At 46.4% G+C, this 23,401-nt stretch carries 23 protein-coding genes; 16 read left to right on the top strand and 7 right to left on the bottom strand.

The window, feature by feature from the left end; genetic code table 11:
* Positions 1–2: 2 nt before the first annotated feature.
* Together EYA81_RS03195 and EYA81_RS03190 are read left to right on the top strand one after the other, a co-directional pair.
* On the top strand, positions 3–662 hold the full coding sequence (locus EYA81_RS03195; protein WP_117601618.1) for a CatA-like O-acetyltransferase: 660 nt from the start codon (positions 3–5) through the stop codon (positions 660–662).
* Between the two features lie 224 nt (positions 663–886).
* Positions 887–1,549, top strand: a complete 663-nt coding sequence (locus tag EYA81_RS03190; RefSeq protein WP_117601652.1) for a DUF2490 domain-containing protein — start codon at positions 887–889, stop codon at positions 1,547–1,549.
* A 27-nt stretch (positions 1,550–1,576) separates the two neighbouring features.
* Here EYA81_RS03190 and EYA81_RS03185 read toward each other — a convergent pair whose 3' ends face one another.
* A complete protein-coding gene (locus EYA81_RS03185) occupies positions 1,577–2,680 on the bottom strand; it encodes a DUF4421 domain-containing protein (RefSeq protein ID WP_370293325.1) in 1,104 nt (367 codons plus the stop codon).
* Between the two features lie 162 nt (positions 2,681–2,842).
* Between EYA81_RS03185 and EYA81_RS03180 the strand changes: the two genes are divergently transcribed.
* From EYA81_RS03180 to EYA81_RS03155, 6 genes are all read left to right on the top strand, one after another.
* The gene (locus tag EYA81_RS03180; RefSeq protein WP_016272848.1) at positions 2,843–3,334 is read left to right on the top strand and encodes a PaaI family thioesterase; all 492 of its coding nucleotides are present in this window, start codon (positions 2,843–2,845) and stop codon (positions 3,332–3,334) included.
* A 355-nt stretch (positions 3,335–3,689) separates the two neighbouring features.
* On the top strand, positions 3,690–4,541 hold the full coding sequence (gene hisG, locus EYA81_RS03175) for an ATP phosphoribosyltransferase (protein WP_044467625.1): 852 nt from the start codon (positions 3,690–3,692) through the stop codon (positions 4,539–4,541).
* A gap of 61 nt (positions 4,542–4,602) precedes the next feature.
* The gene (gene hisD / locus EYA81_RS03170) at positions 4,603–5,901 is read left to right on the top strand and encodes a histidinol dehydrogenase (RefSeq protein WP_119961303.1); all 1,299 of its coding nucleotides are present in this window, start codon (positions 4,603–4,605) and stop codon (positions 5,899–5,901) included.
* 66 nt (positions 5,902–5,967) lie between these two features.
* Positions 5,968–7,011: a histidinol-phosphate transaminase gene (hisC, locus tag EYA81_RS03165; RefSeq protein ID WP_119961302.1), complete on the top strand. Its 1,044-nt coding sequence runs from the start codon at positions 5,968–5,970 to the stop codon at positions 7,009–7,011.
* A gap of 13 nt (positions 7,012–7,024) precedes the next feature.
* Complete coding sequence (hisB, locus tag EYA81_RS03160) at positions 7,025–8,176, top strand: bifunctional histidinol-phosphatase/imidazoleglycerol-phosphate dehydratase HisB (protein WP_131225356.1); 1,152 nt, start codon at positions 7,025–7,027, stop codon at positions 8,174–8,176.
* An 85-nt stretch (positions 8,177–8,261) separates the two neighbouring features.
* Positions 8,262–10,532, top strand: coding sequence for a cation:proton antiporter (locus EYA81_RS03155; RefSeq protein ID WP_117601648.1), 2,271 nt, complete (start codon positions 8,262–8,264; stop codon positions 10,530–10,532).
* Between the two features lie 21 nt (positions 10,533–10,553).
* Here the strand turns inward: EYA81_RS03155 and EYA81_RS03150 are convergent, their stop codons facing one another.
* From EYA81_RS03150 to EYA81_RS03130, 5 genes are all read right to left on the bottom strand, one after another.
* Positions 10,554–11,540 (bottom strand): Gfo/Idh/MocA family protein, encoded by a 987-nt coding sequence (locus EYA81_RS03150; RefSeq protein ID WP_117601647.1) that lies wholly within the window; start codon positions 11,538–11,540, stop codon positions 10,554–10,556.
* Positions 11,541–11,555: 15 nt separating this feature from the next.
* Positions 11,556–11,975 carry an RNA-binding S4 domain-containing protein gene (locus tag EYA81_RS03145; RefSeq protein WP_117601646.1) on the bottom strand — a complete coding sequence of 140 codons (420 nt, stop codon included), beginning with the start codon at positions 11,973–11,975 and terminating at the stop codon, positions 11,556–11,558.
* On the bottom strand, positions 11,972–12,535 hold the full coding sequence (gene pth / locus EYA81_RS03140; protein ID WP_117601645.1) for an aminoacyl-tRNA hydrolase: 564 nt from the start codon (positions 12,533–12,535) through the stop codon (positions 11,972–11,974). Before pth ends, EYA81_RS03145 begins: the two co-directional genes overlap by 4 nt.
* Before the next feature lie 162 nt (positions 12,536–12,697).
* The gene (locus EYA81_RS03135) at positions 12,698–13,288 is read right to left on the bottom strand and encodes a 50S ribosomal protein L25/general stress protein Ctc (RefSeq protein WP_117601644.1); all 591 of its coding nucleotides are present in this window, start codon (positions 13,286–13,288) and stop codon (positions 12,698–12,700) included.
* Positions 13,289–13,426: 138 nt separating this feature from the next.
* Positions 13,427–13,834 carry a PUR family DNA/RNA-binding protein gene (locus EYA81_RS03130; RefSeq protein WP_117601643.1) on the bottom strand — a complete coding sequence of 136 codons (408 nt, stop codon included), beginning with the start codon at positions 13,832–13,834 and terminating at the stop codon, positions 13,427–13,429.
* A 219-nt stretch (positions 13,835–14,053) separates the two neighbouring features.
* Here EYA81_RS03130 and nusB point away from each other — a divergent pair, with 219 nt between their 5' ends.
* The 5 genes from nusB to EYA81_RS03105 all read left to right on the top strand — a co-directional run bounded on the left by nusB (position 14,054) and on the right by EYA81_RS03105 (position 17,524).
* Complete coding sequence (gene nusB / locus EYA81_RS03125) at positions 14,054–14,980, top strand: transcription antitermination factor NusB (protein ID WP_117601642.1); 927 nt, start codon at positions 14,054–14,056, stop codon at positions 14,978–14,980.
* Between the two features lie 38 nt (positions 14,981–15,018).
* Entirely contained in the window at positions 15,019–15,354 is a 336-nt protein-coding gene (gene yajC / locus EYA81_RS03120) for a preprotein translocase subunit YajC (protein WP_009038121.1), read from the top strand.
* Between the two features lie 15 nt (positions 15,355–15,369).
* Complete coding sequence (locus tag EYA81_RS03115) at positions 15,370–16,386, top strand: YbbR-like domain-containing protein (protein ID WP_119961300.1); 1,017 nt, start codon at positions 15,370–15,372, stop codon at positions 16,384–16,386.
* Positions 16,376–16,984: a dephospho-CoA kinase gene (gene coaE, locus EYA81_RS03110; RefSeq protein WP_119961299.1), complete on the top strand. Its 609-nt coding sequence runs from the start codon at positions 16,376–16,378 to the stop codon at positions 16,982–16,984. Before EYA81_RS03115 ends, coaE begins: the two co-directional genes overlap by 11 nt.
* Positions 16,985–17,092: 108 nt before the next feature.
* Positions 17,093–17,524, top strand: coding sequence for a DUF5606 domain-containing protein (locus tag EYA81_RS03105; RefSeq protein WP_005831788.1), 432 nt, complete (start codon positions 17,093–17,095; stop codon positions 17,522–17,524).
* 86 nt (positions 17,525–17,610) lie between these two features.
* Here the strand turns inward: EYA81_RS03105 and clpB are convergent, their stop codons facing one another.
* On the bottom strand, positions 17,611–20,205 hold the full coding sequence (gene clpB, locus EYA81_RS03100; protein ID WP_131225355.1) for an ATP-dependent chaperone ClpB: 2,595 nt from the start codon (positions 20,203–20,205) through the stop codon (positions 17,611–17,613).
* A 543-nt stretch (positions 20,206–20,748) separates the two neighbouring features.
* Here clpB and EYA81_RS03095 point away from each other — a divergent pair.
* The 3 genes from EYA81_RS03095 to EYA81_RS03085 all read left to right on the top strand — a co-directional run bounded on the left by EYA81_RS03095 (position 20,749) and on the right by EYA81_RS03085 (position 23,383).
* Positions 20,749–21,345, top strand: a complete 597-nt coding sequence (locus tag EYA81_RS03095; protein WP_119961298.1) for a DUF6621 family protein — start codon at positions 20,749–20,751, stop codon at positions 21,343–21,345.
* Between the two features lie 14 nt (positions 21,346–21,359).
* On the top strand, positions 21,360–22,247 hold the full coding sequence (locus EYA81_RS03090) for a LysR family transcriptional regulator (RefSeq protein WP_035448955.1): 888 nt from the start codon (positions 21,360–21,362) through the stop codon (positions 22,245–22,247).
* A gap of 113 nt (positions 22,248–22,360) precedes the next feature.
* Entirely contained in the window at positions 22,361–23,383 is a 1,023-nt protein-coding gene (locus EYA81_RS03085; RefSeq protein ID WP_117964227.1) for a YeiH family protein, read from the top strand.
* Positions 23,384–23,401 lie beyond the last annotated feature (18 nt).

Raw genomic sequence — 23,401 nt, 5'->3', positions numbered from 1 at the left:
GTATGAAACACATTATAGACATTGATGCTTGGGAACGTCGGGATAACTACGGCTTTTTCCGCAGTTTTGTAAATTCCTGGTATTCCGTCACTACAGAGATTGACTGCACGGAAGCCAGTGCTGCAGCCCGGGCTGCAAAGCGCTCCTTTTTCCTTTATTATCTGTATGCTGTGGTGCGTTCGGCTAATGAAGTCGATGAACTCCGTTACCGTACCGACAAGGAAGGCCGGGTTGTTTTTCACGACCGGGTGGACATCATTTCTCCGATAGCTGTTCCCGGAAAGACATTCTATACCGTGCGCATTCCCTACCACGAAGACTTTGAGCGTTTCTATGCCGAAGCTTACGCCTTGATAACAAACATACCCGAGGACGGTGACCCTTATGGAGCCGAAAAGATTCTTGCCGGGCAAGGCGATTACGATGTGGTCCATCTGAGTGCAGTTCCCAAAATGTATTTCACCTCGATAACCTATACACTTGCCGAAGCAGGCAACGGTTGCAGTTATCCGTTGATGACTGCCGGCAAGGCTGTATCCCGTGAAGGTCGTCTGGTATTTCCTCTTTCCATCTATGTGAACCATGCTTTTGTCGACGGTTCTCATCTGACCTCCTTCTTCGGAAAGGTGGAGGAGTATTTGAAAGAGATTTCACATAAATGAATCCCCCAAAATAAATAATCTATGAAACGCTTATAAGGGTGTTTTTTCATGCTACAAATATATATGATGCCATACATATATGGCAACTTTGAGTTGTTTTTTGTATCTTGGTTTCTGTTTTTTAAGTATCATTGAAAAATCGGAAATGTGCAGACAAGATTTGTAGTATTACAGAATTGTTACAGAATTTATCCTTACCTTTGACACTTTAACAGAATAAGCGTATGGTAAGTAATATATCTTCATGCACGAAAGTACTTGTTTTGCCGATAGTTCTATGGGTTGTTTCGTCTTTTTCCCTGCGGGCGCAGGAGAAGGATTTTGCCACTTGGGCGAATGCCGGTTTCGAATATAAGTTGAAGCCGGCACTTACTGTTTCCGGTGGGCTGGAGTGGCGTACAAAGGATGATTTGGGAAAGACAGACCGGTGGGGGCTGAAGGTGGGGGGAAGCTATAAGCTGTTGCCTTTCCTGAAGCTTGGAGCCGGGTATGAGACGCATTACCGCAATCGGGGGGCGGATGGCTGGAAGTTCCGGCACCGCTACCGTTTGGAAGGCACTCTGTCTGCCCGTGTGCAAAGGGTGAAACTGTCCTTGCGTGAGCGCTTTCAGCATACGTTCGATGGACATACGGACGAGTTGCGTTTGCGCTCACGTGCGAAGGTGGCATATGACATTCCGAAGTGCAAGGTGGAGCCGTATGCTTCGGCCGAGATGTATAATGGTTTGAATAGGACAGAGCACTTCGGAGTAAAGCGGATGCGTTATCGCGGAGGCATTACGTTGCCCTTGTCCGAGCGCTGGGAGGCGGACATCTTCTATTGCAGACAGTGGGAGAAGGATAAGCGGAAAGATATAGTAGGGGTGGAGTGTGTTTATAGCTTTTGAGGGGAGATGAGGGCTGAAAGCCTTTTTTTACTTTTTGTTCTTCCGGTACTCCTTTTTCAGATAAAAGTTGAATCCGGCATATATTTGGAGGGTGCCGAACCCGTTGTTCAGGGAGAAACTGTTTTTGTAGTAGTCGTATGTCCGTCCTACGAATGAGGTACCCACGAAGTATTTGCTGTTGTTGTATACCACACCTGCACGCAGAATGAAGTCGATATTGAAATTCTTGTACCAGTCGTCCGCTTCCCGCTCTTCTGTCTTCTCTATGCGTGATGTCTTGTAGGCGACAGCCGGATTGAACGATAGGCATGCGAGGCAGTTGCGGGCAAACACCCAATTGTAGGCATAGCCGGCGTTGAGGCTGATATTCGTGTATTTGATATGTTTCACCTTCATACCCGGGTTCATGGCTCTCTGAATTATTTTGGGCAGCTTGGTATAGTCGAAGTTCAGATTGTGGGTGGATACGGAGAATCCGGCAATAAAAGAACCTGCATTGCGGCGCTGGTTGGTGGACTGGCTGAAGGCAGCCGGATAGGAGAAACGTCGGTTGTTGAAAATGTAATATAGATTCACCCCCTTCATTTTTACTTTCAATCCGTTGAAGTCTTCGGAATAATTGGAGGGAATCTCGTCGGAAAAGCCGGATACCTTGTGTATCTTATAGTCGTTTCCGGTGCTGCGATAGAAAATGTCGACTCCCAGTTTGGAACTGTAAAGACTGAGATCAAACTCCGTACCGCGCTTTTTCTTGCTTTTCTTTCTGTAGAGCCAGTCCGTATCGACAGCCCATCCCAGGAATATCCAACGCCATCCGAAGTAAGCGCCTATCTTGTTGTGCGGGTTGGGCGAAAAACGGAGCCGCTGACCGTCATTGCCCACGGAGTAATACTCGTAATTGGTGAAATGGTCGAGCATCAGGGCGTAATTGTATCGGTTGGGACTGATATAGGTAGTGTCGAAGTCACTGAAGTCGAGGAATTTCTTCAATGCTTTTACGAAGGTATTTTTATGTACGATGCTGTCGCATGTGACGGAACCGTTCTCCTTGTTTTGCGCAAACAATGAGAATGTAAATAGTATCCATAAGCAGAAAAAGACCCCTTTTTGCATCTTGTTGTTCTCTCTCATTTATACAAAGCTAAATAAAATAACCGGTTTAGAACAGCATCCCACTAATTTTTCGATGAAAAAGGCATTAATAATTTGTAGTTTTCAATCGGAATGACTAATATTGAACGTTTTATTGAGAGAATATATGAATCAGAGCCAGATAAAAAAGAAGAATACGATATGAAGAAGATTATCAATCCGTGGAAAGATATGGAGGGGTACAACTGTTTCGGTTGCTCTCCCGACAATGAAGCAGGTGTGAGAATGGAGTTTTATGAGGACGGTGACGAGGTGGTGAGTATCTGGAAGCCGCGTCCGGAGTATCAGGGATGGCTGAATACGTTGCATGGAGGCATCCAGTCCGTATTGCTGGATGAAATCTGCGGTTGGGTAGTGTTCCGCAAGCTGCAGACTGGCGGGGTGACATCGAAAATGGAGACTCGGTTCCGCAAATCCATATCGACCAACGACACGCATGTGGTGCTGCGGGCTTCACTTCGGGAGCAAAAGCGGAATATCGCCATCATAGAAGCACGTCTGTACAATAGCATGGGAGAACTTTGTACGGAAGCTACCTGCACTTACTTCACCTTCCCGAAAGAGAAAGCGGAAACGGAAATGCATTTCCATAGCTGCGAAGTGGAGCAGGAGGAAATATTGCCGTTGATTTGATTGTTTTACCACAGATTACACAGATTTGCACAGATTATTTTTATTTCAATCTGTGCAAATCTGTGTAATCTGTGGTGAAGTAAGATGAATTTGAAAGAAAAAATAAACTTTTTGTGATAAATCTTTTGAAGTTTCAAACTTTTAGTTTACTTTTGTCGCATTAAAACCAAAAAAATATGAAGAATATCGTTGCACATCATCACCATCATCATCCTGACGAATAACTCGGTGGGCGTATGAGTGTATATGTACAACAAATGACATAAATGACGAGGCTTGCCGAATATTGGTAAGCCTCGTTTTGTTTTCTGCTATCTCATTCAAAATAGTAAATCGTAAAATAGTAAATAGCCTTATGTTAAGAATTGCAGTACAAGCTAAAGGTCGTCTTTATGACGAGACCATGTCATTTTTGGGAGAATCGGATATTAAGTTAAGTGCCATGAAGCGTTCGTTGTTGGTGCAGTCGTCAAACTTTCCTCTTGAAGTGTTGTTTTTGAGGGATGACGACATTCCGCAGTCTGTGGCTACTGGAGTGGCTGATATAGGCATTGTGGGTGAGAATGAATTTGTTGAGAAGAATGAGGATGCGGAGATAATCAAGCGTCTGGGATTCAGCAAGTGCCGTCTGTCTCTTGCCATGCCGAAGGATATTGAGTATCCGGGGGTGAAGTGGTTTCATGGAAAGAAGATTGCGACATCTTATCCGGGCATCCTTTCCGGCTTTTTGAAAGAGAATGGGGTGAATGCGGAGATACACGTCATTACGGGGTCAGTAGAAGTGGCGCCGGGCATCGGTCTGGCAGATGCTATTTTCGATATTGTAAGTTCCGGTTCTACGCTGGTGAGCAACCGTTTGAAGGAAGTGGAGGTTGTGATGAAGTCGGAAGCGCTACTGATTGGCAACAAGAACATGAGCGAGGAAAAGCAAGAGATATTGAGGGAGCTGTTGTTTCGTATGGATGCCGTGAAGACAGCCGAAGATAAGAAATATGTGCTGATGAATGCCCCGAAAGAGAAACTGGATGAGATTGTCTCTGTACTTCCGGGCATGAAGAGCCCCACGGTGATGCCGTTGGCGCAAGAAGGCTGGTGCTCGGTACATACCGTACTCGACGAGAAATGTTTCTGGGAGATAATTGGAAAGCTGAAAGCGTTGGGGGCGGAAGGCATTCTGGTGCTGCCGATTGAGAAAATGATAATTTAAAGCCTCGACACACCTCCAAGAATATCATGGCTTATGCATAAATCTTTAAAAACATGTCATTATGATATTGATTAGTAATCCCGATAAATTCCAGTGGCAAGAGATTCTGAAACGTCCGGTGATGAATACGGAGAATCTGTTTGATACGGTGCGGAGCGTTATTGACCGTGTGAAAGCGGAGGGAGACTGTGCTGTACTGGATTATGAAAAAAAATTTGATAAAGTGGTGCTGACTTCGCTGGCTGTGTCGGAAGAGGAACAGCAGGAAGCGGAAAACCTGGTGAGTGAAGACTTGAAAGCAGCTATTCGACTGGCAAAGCAGAACATTGAGACTTTCCACGCGGCACAACGCTTTGAGGGCAAGAAAGTGCAGACTCGGCCGGGGGTGACCTGCTGGCAGAAAGCGGTTGCTATAGAAAAGGTGGGATTGTATATCCCCGGAGGAACGGCTCCGCTGTTTTCTACGGTACTGATGCTAGCCGTTCCCGCCAGGATTGCCGGATGCAAGGAAATTGTTCTCTGCACCCCTCCGGGACGTGACGGAAAGGTACATCCCGCTGTGCTGTTTGCCGCAAAAGTGGCAGGTGTCAACCGGATTTTCAAAGCTGGCGGCATACAAGCCATTGCCGCTATGGCATACGGAACGGAAAGTGTGCCTAAAGTTTACAAGATATTCGGTCCGGGAAATCAGTATGTCACGGCTGCCAAACAGCTTGTGAGCTTGCGTGATGTGGCGATAGATATGCCGGCAGGACCTTCGGAAGTAGAAGTTCTGGCTGACGAAACAGCTAATCCGGTTTTTGTCGCCGCCGACTTATTGAGCCAGGCAGAACACGGAGTGGACAGTCAAGCTATATTAATTACGACCTCTGTCGAATTGCAACAAGCTGTAAAGGTGGAAGTGGAATGCCAACTGGCCTTACTGCCACGTAAAGAGATTGCCGAAAAGTCTCTTGCCAATAGCAAACTGATTGTAGTGGACAGCATGGAAGAAGCCATCGAACTGACCAACGCGTATGCTCCCGAACATCTTATCATAGAAACCGAGGATTATCTTTCTGTGGCAGAACGTATCGTGAATGTCGGTTCTGTATTCTTGGGTTCTCTTACTCCGGAGAGTGCGGGAGATTATGCTTCGGGCACAAACCATACCTTGCCGACAAACGGCTATGCTAAAGCATACAGCGGTGTCAGCCTCGACAGCTTTATCCGCAAGATAACTTTTCAGGAGATAAAGCCGGAAGGATTGAATATCATCGGCCCTGCCATTGAGCTGATGGCTGCCAATGAACAGCTGGATGCGCATAAGAATGCTGTGAGTGTGAGACTGGGGCAGTTGGAAAATGGAAATGAAAATTGAAAGTTGAAAATTGAGAGTTGATGGCTTAAAGTAATTTTAATCGTAAATTGTCAAATCATAAATAACATGGTGAAAACATTACAAGAACTTACCCGTCCGAATATCTGGCGTCTGAAGCCTTATTCTTCAGCACGAGATGAATATAATGGTGCTGCGGCATCCGTTTTTCTCGATGCAAACGAGAATCCTTATAACATGCCGCACAACCGTTATCCTGACCCCATGCAGCGGGAGTTAAAGACTGAATTGTCTAAAATTAAAAAGGTGAGTCCCGATTCCATCTTCTTAGGGAATGGCAGTGATGAAGCTATCGATTTGGTGTTCCGTGCTTTTTGTGAACCCCGTGTGGACAATGTAGTGGCCATCGACCCTACTTACGGCATGTATCAAGTCTGTGCCGACGTTAATGATGTGGAGTACCGCAAAGTGCTGCTCGATGAGGATTTCCAGTTCTCTGCCGACAAGCTTCTGGCTGCTGCGGATGAGCATACTAAACTGATTTTTATCTGTTCTCCCAACAATCCTACCGGCAATGACCTGCTCCGTAGCGAAATTGAAACGCTGATTCGCCGGTTTGATGGGTTGGTGATACTGGACGAGGCATACAATGACTTCTCCGAGGCACCTTCCTTCCTTGAAAATTTGAATCAATATCCGAATCTCATTGTGCTGCAAACCTTTTCCAAAGCATGGGGATGTGCTGCTATCCGTCTAGGTATGGCATTTGCCTCACCGGAGATTATCGGCATCCTCAATAAAATAAAATATCCCTATAACGTGAACCAGTTGACACAGAAGCAGGCAGTGGAAATGCTTCACCGCTATTATGAAATAGAACGTTGGGTGAAGACCCTGAAAGAAGAGCGGGAGAACCTGGAAGCCGAGTTCGCCGCACTGCCATGTACGGTGAAGATGTTCCCCTCTCATGCCAATTTCTTCCTGGCCCGTGTGACGGATGCTGCGAAGATTTACAATTATCTGGTAGGTAAGGGTATCATTGTCCGCAACCGTAACTCCGTGTCACTCTGCGGAAATTGCCTGCGGGTGACGGTAGGAACGAGAGGGGAGAATGAAAAATTGATTGAAGCGTTGAAAGTTCTTACGATTTGAGCATTTAGCATTTATGAAGAAGAAAGTACTTTTTATAGACCGTGACGGAACTTTAGTCATTGAGCCGCCGATTGATTATCAGTTGGACTCCCTGGAGAAGCTGGAGTTCTATCCGAAAGTGATGCGTAATCTTGGCTTCATCCGCAGCAAGCTGGATTTTGATTTTGTGATGGTGACCAATCAAGACGGGCTCGGCACAACTTCCTTTCCAGAAGAGACCTTTTGGCCGGCACACAACCTGATGATGAAGACATTGGAAGGCGAAGGCATCACCTTCGACGACATCTGCATAGACCGCAGCATGCCCGATGACAATGCACCAACCCGTAAGCCGCGTACCGGGATGCTTACCAAATACCTTGATAACCCGGACTACGATTTGTCCCACAGTTTCGTCATCGGTGACCGGCCTACGGATGTGGAGTTGGCAAAGAATTTGGGATGCCGCGCCATTCTTCTGCAAGATGATATGGCTTTATTGAAACCCATCTCCGAAGGTGGTAGTGCCGCTTGTGACGGACTTAAAGATTACTGCGCTCTCGCCACCAAGGATTGGGATAAGGTGGCCGAATTCCTCTTTGCCGGTGAGCGTACAGCGGAAGTACGTCGCACTACCAAGGAGACAGATATATATGTATCTTTGAATCTGGATGGCGACGGGTATTGTGACATCGTGACCGGACTGGGCTTCTTCGACCACATGTTGGAACAGATAGGCAAGCACGGTGGTATGGACCTTACCATCCATGTGAAAGGTGACCTTGAAGTGGACGAGCATCACACCATCGAAGATACTGCCCTTGCCCTGGGCGACTGCCTTTATCAAGCCTTAGGAAGCAAACGAGGCATTGAACGCTACGGCTATGCTCTTCCTATGGACGATTGTCTTTGCCAGGTGTGTCTCGATTTTGGCGGACGTCCGTGGCTTGTATGGGATACCGAGTTCGAGCGCGAGAAGGTAGGAGACATGCCTACGGAAATGTTCCTGCACTTCTTTAAATCCTTGAGCGATGCTGCCCGGATGAATCTCAATGTAAAAGCCGAAGGACAGAACGAACATCATAAGATAGAGGGCATCTTCAAGGCGCTGGCACGTGCGCTGAAGATGGCGGTGAAGAGGGATATTTATCACTTTGGGCTGCCAAGCTCGAAAGGAGTGTTGTAAAAAGGAAATAGAGGATGAATTGTTCCTCCATCTTATTAAACTTTTCACTATCTTTGTCAACAAAAAGGTATACAGACGAAGAATTATGTCACACTTGGCTCCCCTTATAGCTGATTTAGCTCTGATATTGATTTGTGCGGGGATTATGACCCTGCTTTTTAAGAAGTTGAAGCAACCATTGGTATTAGGATATGTAGTTGCAGGATTCCTTGCCAGCCCTCACATGGCTTATACACCGTCGGTGATGGATACGGCTAATATACAGACCTGGGCGGATATAGGTGTTATCTTCCTGTTGTTTGCACTGGGATTGGAATTCAGCTTCAAGAAGATTGTGAAGGTGGGAGGGGCAGCGATTATTGCTGCGTGTACCATCATCTTTTGTATGATATTGTTGGGTGTGGCGGTAGGTACCGGTTTCGGCTGGAAACGGATGGACTGCATATTTCTGGGCGGTATGATTGCCATGTCGTCCACCACCATTATCTATAAGGCGTTTGATGATTTGGGGATGCGCAAGAAGCAGTTCACGGGTCTGGTGCTCAGTGTGCTTATTCTGGAGGATATTCTTGCCATCGTATTGATGGTGATGCTCTCCACGATGGCAGTCAGCCATAACTTTGAGGGTACGGAGATGCTGGAGAGTATTGCCAAACTGCTGTTCTTCCTGATACTTTGGTTCGTGGTGGGTATTTACCTCATCCCCGGATTGCTGAAGCGGTGCCGGAAGTTGATGAGCGAGGAAACTTTGCTGATAGTCTCTCTTGGACTCTGTTTCGGTATGGTGGTGATGGCTGCGCATACGGGATTTTCGGCTGCTTTCGGTGCATTTATCATGGGCTCCATTCTCGCCGAAACGGTAGAGGCGGAGAGCATAGAGCGCCTGGTGAAGCCGGTCAAGGACTTGTTTGGCGCCATCTTTTTCGTATCGGTCGGCATGATGGTAGACCCGGCTATGATTGTGGAGTATGCGGGACCTATTGTCGTGATTACTTTGGCGGTCATTTTCGGACAATCCCTCTTCGGGACGCTGGGGGTGCTGCTGGCGGGGCAACCGCTGAAGACGGCCATGCAGTGCGGTTTCAGTCTGACGCAAATCGGTGAGTTTGCTTTTATTATAGCTTCGCTGGGCGTGTCGCTGCATGTCACCAGCCATTTTTTGTATCCTATTGTGGTGGCGGTGTCTGTCATCACTACTTTCCTTACTCCTTATATGATTCGTTTGGCAGAGCCCGCTTCCAATCTTGTGGATACGCATTTGCCGGAAAAATGGAGAAAGTTCTTGACCCGCTATGCTTCAGGTTCGCAGACCATGAACCATGAAAGTCTGTGGAAGAAACTGATATTTGCACTGGTCAGGATTACGGTTGTATATTCCATCATTTGCGTGGCGGTGATAGCTTTGGCGTTCCGTTTTCTGGTGCCTTTCGTGCACGACAGTCTGCCCGGGGTATGGGGCTCTTTGTTGGCTGCCTTTATCATCATTCTGTGTATAGCTCCGTTTCTGCGTGCTATCATGATTAAAAAGAATCACTCGGAAGAGTTTGTGACTTTATGGAAGGATAACCGTGGAAATCGGGCGCCGTTAGTGGCTACCATTGTATTGCGCCTGCTGTTGGGTGTTTCGTTTGTCATGTTCGTTATAGCCGGTTTATTCAAGATGTCTGTGGGACTGGTATTTGGGGTGGCGGTGTTGCTGGTGACTTTAATGATACTTTCCCGTCAGTTGAAGAAGCAGTCCATAATGATAGAAAGGACATTCTTCCAGAATCTGCGGTACCGCGACATGCGTGCCGAGTATATGGGAGAGAAGAAACCGGAGTATGCGGGGCGTCTGCTGTCACGCGACTTGCACCTGACAGATTTTGAGATTCCCGGCGAATCGGAATGGGCAGGCAGGACATTGGCAGAGCTGAATTTTGGAAAGAAATACGGTATCCATGTGGTCTCTATCCTTCGGGGCAAGAAACGGATTAATATTCCTGGAGCGTCTGTCCGTCTTTTTCCGCAGGACAAGATACAAGTAATTGCTACGGATGAGGAATTGAGCATTTTCGGTCAGGAGATGGATAAGGTGTCTGCCATGAATGCGGATGTGATAGAGAAGAGTGAAATGATTCTACGCCAATTCTGTGTGGACGGGCAGTCTCCTTTCCTGAACAAGACCTTGAAAGAAGCAGGGATACGCGAGAAATATCACTGTCTGATTGCCGGTGTGGAGCGGGGAGGGGAGACCTTGCATGCTCCCGACCCGCATGAACCTTTTGTAGAGGGAGATGTGGTATGGATTGTAGGCGAGAGTGTCGATGTGTACAAACTGGTCGGCCGAAAATGCGAAGGTTTCGACATGGGGTAAGATTTACCCCATGAACGCTAATCAGAGTTTGTTCAGTATTTTGTCCATTACCCAGTTGGTAAGAGTGGCGCTTTCACCGTCACAGCTGCAGATTGACTTGCCTAGCAGGTGGTCTACCACTGCCTGGATAAGCGGTTGCTGGACGTAAGTGGGATTTTCAACAATGATTTCCTCACGCCCTCTTTCTGTGTGCAGCGCAATGGGGTCATAGGTGAACACGGAGAAACAAATCATGCCTTTGTCTCCAATGATTTCTATACGATCTTCGCGGGCAGATTCGTGGGCGACGAAACACCAGGAGCCGCTGCCCACCAGTCCGCTGTCAAACTGGAAACATGCGCTTAGGGTGTCCTCGGCTGGATATAGTCCGCCACGGTTGCTCTTGTAGCCGCTGGCTTCAAGGATACATCCGAAGATTTCCTGCAACAAATCTATCTGGTGGGGTGCAAGGTCATAGAAGTATCCTCCACCGGCAATATCCGGTTGCACGCGCCACGGTAGGTTTTCCTTGTTATGGTCGAGGTCGCGGGGAGGCTGGGCGAATCGGATTTGAATGTTGATGATGTTGCCAATATGTCCTTCCTCTACCAGTGACTTTACCTTTAGGAAGTAGGGCAGATAGCGGCGGTAATACGCAACAAAACATGGAACACCCGTTTCTTTGGAAATGCGGTTGATGCGGCAGCACTCTTCGTAGGTAACAGCCATCGGCTTCTCTATGTAGACCGGTTTACCTGCCTTCATGGACATGATGGCGTACGTAGCATGTGAAGAAGGAGGAGTGGCAATGTACACGGCGTTCACCTCTTCGTCGTCAATCAGCTCCTGGGCATCGTCGTACCATTTGGGAATCCCTCTTTCCTTGGCGTAGGTCTTGGCCTTGTCACCATTTCGACTCATGACGGCCACAACTTCGGAGTTCTCTATTTTCTGAAATGCCGGTCCGCTTTTGTATTTGGTCACTTCTCCGCAACCGATGAATCCCCATTTAATTATTCTCTCGCTCATAATCTTTCCCTTATTTTACTCTTCCTCGAAATCGAATTCAAAGTCGAAATCATCCAGAAATTCCGGTTCTGTAAATTCTTCCAGGCTCCGGCGGTCTTTTTTCGTTGGCCGTCCAGTACCTTTGGCACGGTTGACGAAACCGCTGACACGGCTCATTTCCAGCAGTTCATACTGTTCCGGAGCCGTTACATTCTCCATCATTTCAGCTACTAACTTTGCGCCGACACGCTTTTCAATGGGTTGCAGTACTTTGAAGGAATAGGTGACGGGGGGCTTGCGCACTTGGATGACGTCTCCCGGTTTCACCGTACGGGCAGCCTTTGCCAGTGCGCCATTGATGCTGATGCGCCCTTTTTTGCAGGCTTCGGCAGCTATGGTACGTGTTTTGAAGATGCGTACAGCCCACATCCATTTGTCAATTCTGGCTTCGTTCATTTCTTGTTATATTGATTCATGGTGATATCTATTCCCGCCAGACAGAAACTTTTGATGATTTCTCCGGCTGTTTCCAATCTCTCGCCCATTGTTTTCCAATCTTCATCGGTAAAATGTCCCAGCACATAGTCAATCTGTCCGCCACGGGGAAAGTCATTGCCGATTCCAAAACGCAGGCGTGCATAGTTCTGGGTGCCCAGCGTTACTGCAATATGCTTAAGGCCGTTATGTCCCGCATCGCTTCCCTTACCTTTCAGGCGCAGTGTACCGAAAGGCAGTGCAAGGTCATCTACCACTACCAACACATTCTCCAATGGAATGTTTTCCTTTTGCATCCAGTAGCGTACGGCGTTACCGCTGAGGTTCATGAAGGTGGAAGGCTTCAGTAGTAATAGTTGGCGTCCCTTGACTGACAGCGTTGTGGTGAAGCCATAACGTCCGTCGGTAAAAGTGGCACCTGCTGCTTTTGCCAGAGTATCTACTACCATGAATCCGATGTTGTGACGGGTTTCGTGATATTCGGGGCCGATATTGCCCAATCCTACAATTAAATATTTCATTGTCAGTGCTTCAAGTCTATTCTCTTTCTCCTTTCAGAGGAGAAAGAGCAGTAAGAAAAAGAACGCGGATTATCGCAACTTTCCGCGGAAATCAGTATGAAATCTGCGTTGGCTGCGTTAATCCGCGTTCCCCAATATTTAGTCTTTCTTGGAAAGAATTGATTAGTTGCCTGCAGCAGCAGCGGCACCTCTTGCAGCACGAGTCAGCTTAACGGCGCATACAACAGCTTCTTTGGCATTCAGCAATTCCAATCCTTCGTATTGCAATTCGCCAACTTTAACAGTCTTACCAAGTCCCAAGTGAGTAACGTTGATAGTCAGTCTTTCAGGAATTACGTTATACAAAGCTCTTACTTTCAGTTTACGCATCTGGAGTACCAGCTTACCACCAGCCTTAACACCTTCTGCCAAACCTTCCATCTGTACCGGAACTTCCATAACGATAGGCTTAGCCTCGTCAATTTGATAGAAGTCAACGTGTAGGATGGTATCCTTTACGGGGTGGAATTGGATATCTTTCATGATAGCGTTTACTTTCTTGCCATCAATCACCAAGTCAACTACGTAGATGTGCGGAGTATAAACCAAATTGCGCAGACCTTCTGCAGGTACAGTGAAGTGAACATTTTCACCTGCACCATAAAGTACGCAAGGTACACCGTTGTTTTTACGAATAGCTTTCAAAGCTCTTGCTTGTTCCGAAGAACGTTCTGCAATAGTTCTTGCAGTTCCTTTTACTTCAATTGATTTCATTTCTAAAAAAATTGTGTTACTCTAAATTAAGTAAATTTTTTGCTTAATTCACCATCACACGATGTGGTTTACCACACGATGTTGCAAAAAAGCGGTGCAAAAATACAGCTTCTTTTTGAATTATCAAAAGGTTATAACTTAAAATTCAATGTCTATTTTGATTTCTCCGTCCAGGGGGCAAGCTTTTTCCTCTTGTGGTACTTCTTCTTTGTGTGTTTCGGGAGTTTCAGCCTCGTCGTCAGCGGTATGTCTTGTGTGGAAACCCTGTTGCTCCTGGATGAAGCCGATGGCCTGCTGGAGTCCGTTCATGAACTTTTCAAAATCTTCTTTGTATAGAAAGATTTTGTGCTTTTCGAAACTTACCTGCGAGTCGTCACCCTCGCCCATCACGATTTTCTTGCTTTCCGTAATGGCGAGAAACATTTCGTCTTTTCTGTTTTTCTTGACGTCTAAATAGTAGATGCGCTTACCTGCTTTGATGGATTGGGAGAATACAATCTCCTTGTCGTTCATGTCCGCTGCGTTTTTCTTCTTAAAGTCTTCCATATTATAATAGGTCTCAATTTTGATATTATCACCTTAAAACTTGTATCTCGTAGCTTTTAGCTCTTTATCGGGCTCAAAATTGACGATTTTTTTTAAACTGTCAAAAGAAAAAGACCGGATAATCAATATCTGCATTAAAAAATGTGATTTATTTATGTAAACTCATTAAAAATGCCTACTTTTGCACCTTGTTAAAACACTAGTATTTACTTTAGAATTATGATCAACAGAGTTCTTATTCGTCTTAAGATTATACAGATTGTATATGCTTATTATCAGAATGGCAGTAAAAATTTAGACTCAGCGGAGAAAGAATTATTCTTTAGCCTTTCAAAGGCATACGACCTCTACAACTACCTGCTGATGCTGATGATAGCTTTGACGAACTACGCACAAAAACGTATTGATGCGGCAAAAGCTAAGCTGGCTCCCACTGCCGAGGAGCTGTATCCCAACATGAAATTTGTGGAAAACAAGTTTATAGCCCAGTTGGAAGTGAACAAACAATTGACGGAATTCATCGCCAACCAAAAGCGCACGTGGGCCAATGATGAAGACTTCGTCAAGGGATTGTATGAGAAAATTGTGGAATCAGATATATATAAGGAATATATGGCTTCTTCGGACGATTCTTACGAATATGATCGTGAATTGTGGAGAAAACTGTATAAGACTTTTGTTTTCAACAACGAAGCCTTGGACAGTGTGCTCGAAGACCAGAGCCTTTACTGGAACGACGACAAGGAGATTGTGGATACTTTCGTGCTGAAAACCATCAAGCGCTTCGAAGAGAAGAATGGTGCCAACCAGGAGCTTTTACCAGAGTTTAAGGATGAGGAAGACCAGGAATTTGCACGCCGTTTGTTCCGCCGTGCCATCTTGAACTGTGACTATTACCGTCATCTCATCAGTGAGAATACGCGTAATTGGGACTTGGACCGTGTAGCCTTTATGGATGTTGTAATCATGCAGTGTGCATTGGCCGAAATATTGAGTTTCCCGAACATTCCGGTGAGTGTTTCGTTAAACGAATATGTCGATATTGCCAAAGTTTACAGCACGGTCAAAAGCGGCAGCTTCGTGAACGGTACATTGGACGGAATAGTTAATCAATTAAAAAAAGAAGGTAAGTTAACGAAAAACTAATACCTTTGTTTAATAATAGAAACCAAAACTGAGTATTTATGAACTTAATGACTGTATTCTTCCTGCAAGCTCCTGTTGCAGGGCCTGCTGGTGGTGGTAGCATGATGTGGATTATGCTGATAGCCATGTTCGTTATTATGTATTTCTTTATGATTCGTCCTCAAAACAAGAAGCAAAAGGAAATCGCAAACTTCCGTAAATCGCTTCAAGTGAATCAGAAAGTAATCACAGCCGGTGGCATCCATGGTGTTATCAAGGAAATCAACGACAATGATGTGGTGCTTGAAATCGCTTCCAACGTTAAGATTCGTATAGACAAGAATTCTATTTTTGCTGCAGCTGCTGATGCGAATAGCAGTCAGGCATCTAAATAATAGAAATGTGAGCCTATGTTTGAACGTAGGAACATACAACGTACATATCTGAAGATATCAAGAGAAGTGAAGGACTTTCTGCTTAGCGATAAAAGCAGAGAGTTCTTCATTTTTTTGTTTTTCTTCTTTGTGGCCGGTGGCTTCTGGCTCTTGCAGACCTTGAACAACGACTATGAGGCGGACTTCTCTATACCGGTGCGGCTGAAGGGAGTACCCAATAATGTGGTGATTACTTCTGAACCTGTTTCAGAACTCCGCATCAAGGTAAAGGATAAGGGAACGGTACTGCTCAACTATATGTTGGGAAAGAGCTTCTATCCTGTTATTCTCGATTATGCCGATTATACGGGTGTGGATAATCAAGTAAGGATATATCCCCCGCAGTTTGAAAAGAAAGTGCTGAACCAGCTGAATGCTTCTACCCGCCTGCTTTCCATGAAGCCGGATACATTGGAGTACATCTATTCGACGGGAGCCTCCAAACTGGTGCCGGTGAAGCTGCGCGGCACGCTGAGTGCCGGACGTGAGTATTATCTTTCGGATACGATATTCAGTCCCGATTCCGTATTGGTGTATGCGCCGCAAGGCGTGCTGGATACGATTACTGTTGCCTATACGCAACCGGTGAAGCTGGAAGATATATCGGATACCTTGAGACAGCAAATCCCCCTGCGTGTTCAGAAAGGTGTGAAGTTTGTGCCTTCTTCCATTGAGATGATGCTTCCGGTGGATATTTATACAGAAAAGACAGTGGAGGTGCCGTTGCGTGGCGTTAACTTTCCTGCCGACAAGGTGCTGCGCGCTTTCCCTTCTAAGGTGCAGGTCACGTTTCAGGTTGGTCTGAGTCATTTCAGGCAGATTAACGCTGATGATTTTCATATTTACGTGTCTTATGAGGAACTGCTTCGTCTGGGTTCCGACAAGTATACGGTAAAGATCAAGAATCTGCCGAAAGGGGTGAGCCAGGTGCGCTTCAATCCGGCACAGGTGGATTTTTTGATAGAGCAAATTTCTCCTGATTATGGCGATTAAGATAGGTATAACCGGTGGTATCGGTAGCGGAAAGAGTATGGTATCCAGACTGTTGGAAGTGCTGGGTGTTCCCGTCTATATCTCGGACTTGGAAACGAAAAAGCTGATGGTATCCGATTCATTTATCCGCGAGGAATTGTCTGCCTTGCTTGGTGCGGAAGTGTATGCCGGTGGTACACTGAACAAGCCTTTGTTGGCGTCTTATCTTTTTGGCAGTCCGGAGCATGCCCAAAAAATCAACGGTATTGTGCATCCTCGTGTAAAGGAGGATTTCAGGCGGTGGACACAATGTCGCGCCGCTTCTTCCATTGTCGGTATAGAATCGGCCATTTTGGTTGAAGCGGGGTTTGCAGGTGAAGTAGATGCTATTGTTATGGTCTATGCGCCCGAAGAGGTGCGTATTTCACGTGCCGTCTGGCGGGATGCTTCCTCGCGCGAATTGATAGAAAAGCGTATCCGTAGCCAGATGGATGACGAAGAAAAGCGTAAATATGCAGATTTTGTCATTGTAAATGATGGCGAAACTCCATTGATTCCGCAAGTTTTAGAGCTAATCGGTTCGCTATCTGAAAAAATGCACTATCTGTTACGAAAATAGGCATCTTCTTAACAATAAAAATAAGCAAGCTTATTTTGTATTGTCTTCGGCTTACATTATCTTTGCCTCCCGAAAAAATAACTACTAATCATCAAAACAGAATATATTATGTTGAAGACTATTTTGTCCATTTCCGGTAAACCGGGATTGTATAAGCTTGTTTCTCAGGGAAAAAATATGTTGATTGTAGAGTCGCTTGCAGACAAGAAGCGTTTTCCTGCCTATGGTAATGAGAAGATTACTTCTTTGGGCGATATCGCCATGTATACAGATACGGAAGATGTTCCTTTGAAGGAAGTGCTTCTTTCCATGAAGAAAAAGGAAAACGGCGCTGCCGTAGTGATGGACTTAAAGAAGGCTACTGCCGACGATTTGCGTGCTTACCTGGCAGAGGTATTGCCTACCTTCGATCGCGACCGCGTATATCCGTCCGACATCAAGAAATTGATTGTTTGGTATAATTTGCTGGTGGCAAGCGGTATGACGGATTTTGAAGAAACTCCTGCGGCAGAAACGAAGGAGGAAAGCAAGGCCGAGTAATCGGAGAAGGATTGAAATACAAAATAAAAGAGGCGATTCTCAATAGTCGGGAATCGCCTCTTTTATTGGGGGGATACGGATTGCTTTTAATTTCTGAAAACCAGTCCGTCGTCAGTGGTATTGGCATCCACTGTAATAGGCTTGCTGCGGTCTACTTCCTGGGACAGCAACTTCTTCGACAAATCGTTCAGCAAATAGTGCTGTATGGCACGTTTCACCGGACGGGCGCCGAATTCAGGGTCATAACCTGCATTGGCAAGGAAGTCTATGGCGGCATTTGTCAGAACAAGTTCCACACCGTTACCGGAAAGCATCTTCTGCACACTCTTGATTTGGAGCATTACAATCTGTTTGATTTCGGGCTCTGTCAGTGGCAGGAACATGATGGTTTCGTCGATACGGTTCAAGAATTCCGGGCGGATGGTCTTTTTCAGCATATTCATCACTTCCTTCTTGGTTTCCTCTACGATTTGCTCCTTATTGCTACTGTTGAGCTTCTCCATCTGGCTTTGGATATAGCCGCTGCCCATGTTGGAGGTCATGATGATAATCGTATTCTTGAAGTTGACCGTACGTCCTTTATTGTCTGTCAGACGTCCGTCATCCAGCACTTGCAGCAAGATGTTGAATACGTCCGGATGCGCTTTCTCGATTTCGTCGAACAGGACGACAGAATACGGTTTCCGCCTTACGGCTTCTGTCAGTTGTCCGCCTTCATCGTAGCCCACATATCCCGGAGGCGCTCCTACCAGACGGGAAACGCTGTGTTTCTCCTGATACTCGCTCATGTCGATACGGGTCATCATCGTCTCGTCGTCAAAGAGGAACTCCGCCAGTGCCTTTGCCAATTCCGTCTTACCTACACCGGTGGTTCCCAGGAAAAGGAATGAGCCGATAGGACGTTTCGGGTCTTGCAGTCCGGTACGGCTGCGGCGTACGGCATCGGATACGGCCTCGATGGCTTCGTCCTGCCCGATAACCCGCTGGTGCAGTTCCGCTTCCAGATGCAACAGTTTGTCCTTTTCGCTTTGCAGCATCTTGCTTACCGGTATGCCGGTCCAGCGGGATACTACGTCGGCAATGTCTTCAGCGTCCACTTCCTCTTTAATCATGGCCTTGTCGCCCTGCATTTCGTGCAGTTTTTGCTGAGTTTCTTCAATCTCCTGGTTCAGCGCTTGCAGTTTGCCGTAACGGATTTCGGCCACCCGGCCATAGTCGCCTTCCCGTTCCGCCTTGTCGGCCTCGAACTTCAGGTTCTCTATTTCCACCTTATTCTGCTGGATTTTGTTGACAAGGGTCTTTTCACTTTGCCATTTCGCCTTGTACGAGTTTTCCTGCTCCTTCAGCTCGGCAAGTTCTTTGCCGATTTGTTCCAGCTTGGGCTTGTCGTTTTCGCGCTTGATGGCCTCGCGTTCAATCTCCAGCTGCTTTATCTTACGCGAGATTTCGTCCAGTTCTTCCGGAACGGAATCGACTTCCATACGTAGCTTGGCAGCGGCTTCGTCCATCAAGTCGATAGCCTTGTCCGGTAAGAAACGGTCGGTGATGTAGCGGTTGCTCAACTCTACGGCGGCGATGATGGCATCGTCTTTAATCCGTACATGGTGATGGTTCTCATAACGTTCCTTCAGACCACGCAGAATGGAGATGGTGCTCAGCGTGTCCGGTTCGTTCACCATGACAATCTGGAAGCGGCGCTCCAACGCTTTGTCCTTTTCGAAATACTTCTGATATTCATCGAGGGTAGTGGCCCCGATGCTCCTCAGTTCACCGCGTGCCAGGGCGGGTTTCAGGATGTTGGCGGCATCCATGGCGCCTTCGCCCTTGCCTGCACCCACCAGGGTGTGGATTTCATCAATGAAGAGGATGATGTCTCCTTCGGACTTCTTCACTTCGTTGATAACGGCCTTCAGGCGTTCTTCAAATTCGCCTTTGTATTTAGCGCCCGCCACCAGTGCACCCATATCCAGGGAGTAGACTTGTTTGTTCTTCAAGTTCTCGGGGACGTCTCCACGCAAGATACGGTGGGCAAGTCCCTCTACGATAGCTGTTTTACCGGTACCCGGTTCACCGATAAGAATCGGGTTGTTCTTGGTACGCCGGCTCAGAATCTGCAGGACACGCCGTATCTCTTCGTCACGGCCGATGACGGGATCCAGTTTGCCGCTGCGGGCTGCTTCGTTCAGATTGATAGCGTACTTTTCCAATGACTGGTAAGTGTCTTCGCTGGATTGTGAAGTTACTTTTTCTCCTTTTCGCAGTTCGTTGATGGCTTCCCGCAGTTCGCGTTCCGTCATCCCGGCATCTTTCAGAATGGTGGATGCAGTGCTTTTCACATTCAGCAAAGCCAGCAGTACCGGTTCCAGGGAGACGAATTCATCACCCATTTCCTTGGAATATTGGGTGGCCTTCTGGAACACCTCGTTCGTTTCACGGCTCAGGTATGGCTCTCCGCCGGATACCTTGGGCAGAGAATCAATTTGCTTGTCCAGTACAAGTGCTATCTGCTGACCGTTCATGCCCAGTTTCTGGAAGATGAAGTTGGTGACATTTTCACCTACTTTCATCACGCTTTGAAGTACATGCACGGGCTCGATGGCCTGCTGTCCACGGCTTTGTACCAGGTTCACAGCCTCCTGCACTGCTTCTTGCGCTTTAATGGTAAAGTTGTTAAAGTTCATATTTTGTTCTCCTTTCTATTTTATCAGTTTCATAACACTTGGGAAGGCGCAAAAGATTTGCCATTGGCACATTTCGGACAAATTGTCTGCATATAAAATATATAAAATGACAAATTGTCTGTAAATCAGTCGTTTTGTTTCTTTCTACTTCTTTAGATAAGAAGTTGGAGCAAAGTTCCTTTTCGTATTAAACTCTATTGGTTAAAGAGAAGGGCAAATAAGGATGTCATGCATGAGATGTGCATCTCATGTAGTACGAGGTGTACATCTCATGTAGTACGAGATGCACATCTTATGTAGTGAGGGGCTATATGTTTTAGTAGCTAAGTCTTCGTGTTCCAGCTCCAAGGTTTCCGTGTTGTGGGGGAAGGATATTCTCTTTCCGCTTCGGAGATATAGATTAATTGCTTGGGATGATACAAGTTATTGATAAATTTGTCGTACTTTTACTGCTTCAAAGTTTTGTGCTTTCTGTGTGGTAGGTTTTCGGAGCTCCGCTTGCAGAGGAGCATTATGTATAATTATGTATTAAGATAGGAGATAATGGAGGATAAGATAAAGTTTCCGGCAAATGTGATATTGATAGATGTTGCATTTCTGAATGAAGTGGTATATGGTGCAAAGAACTTTTTGGAAGGTAAGTTGGGAAGGAAGCTACCCGATGTTGACCTGCCGGCATGGTTGAGCTATCTGGCATTGGATGCCGGCTTGAGAGAACAAGAAAATGAGGTAGAAGTGTTGTTGGTGCATACTCCTGCAGCGGACGTGCTGAAGTGTTGTGAACCATCCGATGTGAATAGACTGAATCACCAGGCATGCCGTACGCCACTGGGCGAATTTACATTTTCTTCCGTCACCTCTTCTGGTTTAGTCTCTACCGAAGAGTTGTTTCTTGACCTGATGAACCTGGCGCTTGATTCTGCAGATGTGAAGTGTTTGATGTTGTTGCCTTTCCATCAGGTATATGGTAATGGAGTGGAGGAAAAGCTGGCGGGTTTCTTCAAAGACAAGAATGAAGAAGAACGGGGCAAAGCTGTGTATTTCATTACGGAGGAACCTCTGAGCCCGGTGTATTGCCGCCTGGAGCCGGTGTTTTATTCTTTGGCGCATGCTTTCGGCATCAAGTCTGACGAGTTATAGGATATAAGAAGTATATGAGTGATTTCCGTTTAAAAGTGTTTCAGTCTGTTGCCAAGAACTTGAGTTTTACAAAGGCTTCGCAAGAGTTGTTTGTTAGTCAGCCGGCTATAACCAAGCATATCCAGGAGCTGGAGGCCACTTACCAGACGAGGCTTTTCGACCGGCAGGGAAGTAAAATCAGTCTGACCGAGTCGGGCCGGCTGCTTTTGGAGCATTGCGAACGGATATTGGAGGACTATAAACGGCTGGAATATGAAATGCACTTGTTACATAACGAATATATTGGAGAACTCAAGTTGGGAGCCAGCACTACCATTGCGCAGTATGTGCTTCCTCCGTTGCTGGGCAGTTTTATCGGCAAGTTTCCGCAGGTCAACTTGTCCTTGCTCAATGGAAATTCCCGGGAAATAGAAGCCGCTTTGCAGGAACACCGCATTGACTTGGGATTGGTGGAAGGGGTTTTCCGCCTTCCCAATCTGAAGTATACTACTTTTCTTGAGGATGAACTGGTAGCGGTAGTCCATTCCAAAAGCCGTTTACAATTGCCCGAAGAGATTACTCCCCAGGATTTGCCCGCTATTCCTTTAGTGCTTCGTGAACGTGGTTCTGGTACGCTGGACGTGATAGAACGCTCACTCCAGAAGCACGGTGTCAAGCTTTCCTCACTCCATGTACTGATGTATCTGGGTAGTACCGAAAGCATCAAGCTCTTTCTTGAAAACTCCGATTGCATGGGAATCGTGTCTATCCGTTCCATCTGCAAGGAACTGGCGGCAGGCACTTTCCGCGTGGTCGAGATAAAGGATATGCCCATGCTTCGCGACTTCTGCTTTGTCCAGTTGCAAGGGCAGGAAGGAGGGTTGTCACAAGCCTTTATGAACTATATGTTTATGTCCCGATAACAATAAGTTATAGTCTATAAGTAGAAACGATTGGCGGGTGTACTAAAATAGAACTACCTTTGCATCCGGAAAATTAAGGAATAAACATTAGTAATAATAGTAAAATAAACAGTATGGCTTCAAATCGAGTTTTGGCTAAAAGCATTAATATGCCTTTTCTTCAAAGTAATAATAAATTTATTTATGTATCTCTTCTGGTTGTCCTCTCCTTCTTTCTGCTGCTGGATTATGTGCCCGGTATGCATGCCTATTCGGCATGGGTCACTCCGCCGTTGGCGTTGTTCTTGGGGTTGGCCTTTGCGTTGCTGTGTGGGCAGGCACATCCGAAGTTCAATAAGAAGACTTCAAAGTACCTGTTGCAATACTCTGTTGTAGGGTTAGGATTTGGAATGAATCTGCAGGCTTCTCTGGCTTCGGGCAAGGAGGGAATGGAGTTCACGATTATTTCTGTAGTGGGGACATTGCTCATAGGCTGGCTCATAGGACGTAAGTTCCTGAAAGTGGACCGTGACACTTCCTATCTTATCAGTTCCGGTACGGCTATCTGCGGAGGCAGTGCCATTGCGGCTGTGGGGCCGGTGTTGAAGGCAAAGGATAGCGAGATGTCTGTGGCATTGGGCACCATCTTTATATTGAATGCCATTGCATTGTTTGTTTTTCCGATGATAGGCCACGCTTTGAACATGAGCCAGCATGAGTTCGGCACATGGGCGGCCATTGCCATACATGATACGAGTTCGGTAGTGGGGGCAGGTGCCGCCTATGGGGAAGAGGCATTACAGGTGGCAACGACTATAAAGCTGACACGTGCCTTATGGATTATTCCTTTGGCTTTGGTAACTTCGTTCATCTTTAAGAGCAAGGGACAGAAAATCAGTATTCCCTGGTTCATCTTCTTCTTTGTGCTGGCTATGATTTTCAATACTTATGTGCTGGGTACTACCGAAACGGGTGCCATGATTGGGGAGGGAATCAATTCTTTGGCCCGCAAGACGCTGACTATCACTCTGTTCTTTATCGGTGCCTCTCTGTCACGTGATGTACTGAAGGCAGTAGGTATCAAGCCCTTGATACAAGGCACCTTGTTGTGGATAGTGATTAGTGTGAGCACGTTGGCATATATCTACTTGTTCTGATTGCATAGGTCCGGCAGT

The organism is Bacteroides sp. A1C1, from assembly GCF_004328515.1.
GTDB lineage: Bacteria > Bacteroidota > Bacteroidia > Bacteroidales > Bacteroidaceae > Bacteroides > Bacteroides uniformis.
Note: the sequence above shows the minus strand (reverse complement) of the source record. Positions and strands in the feature narration are given on the sequence as shown.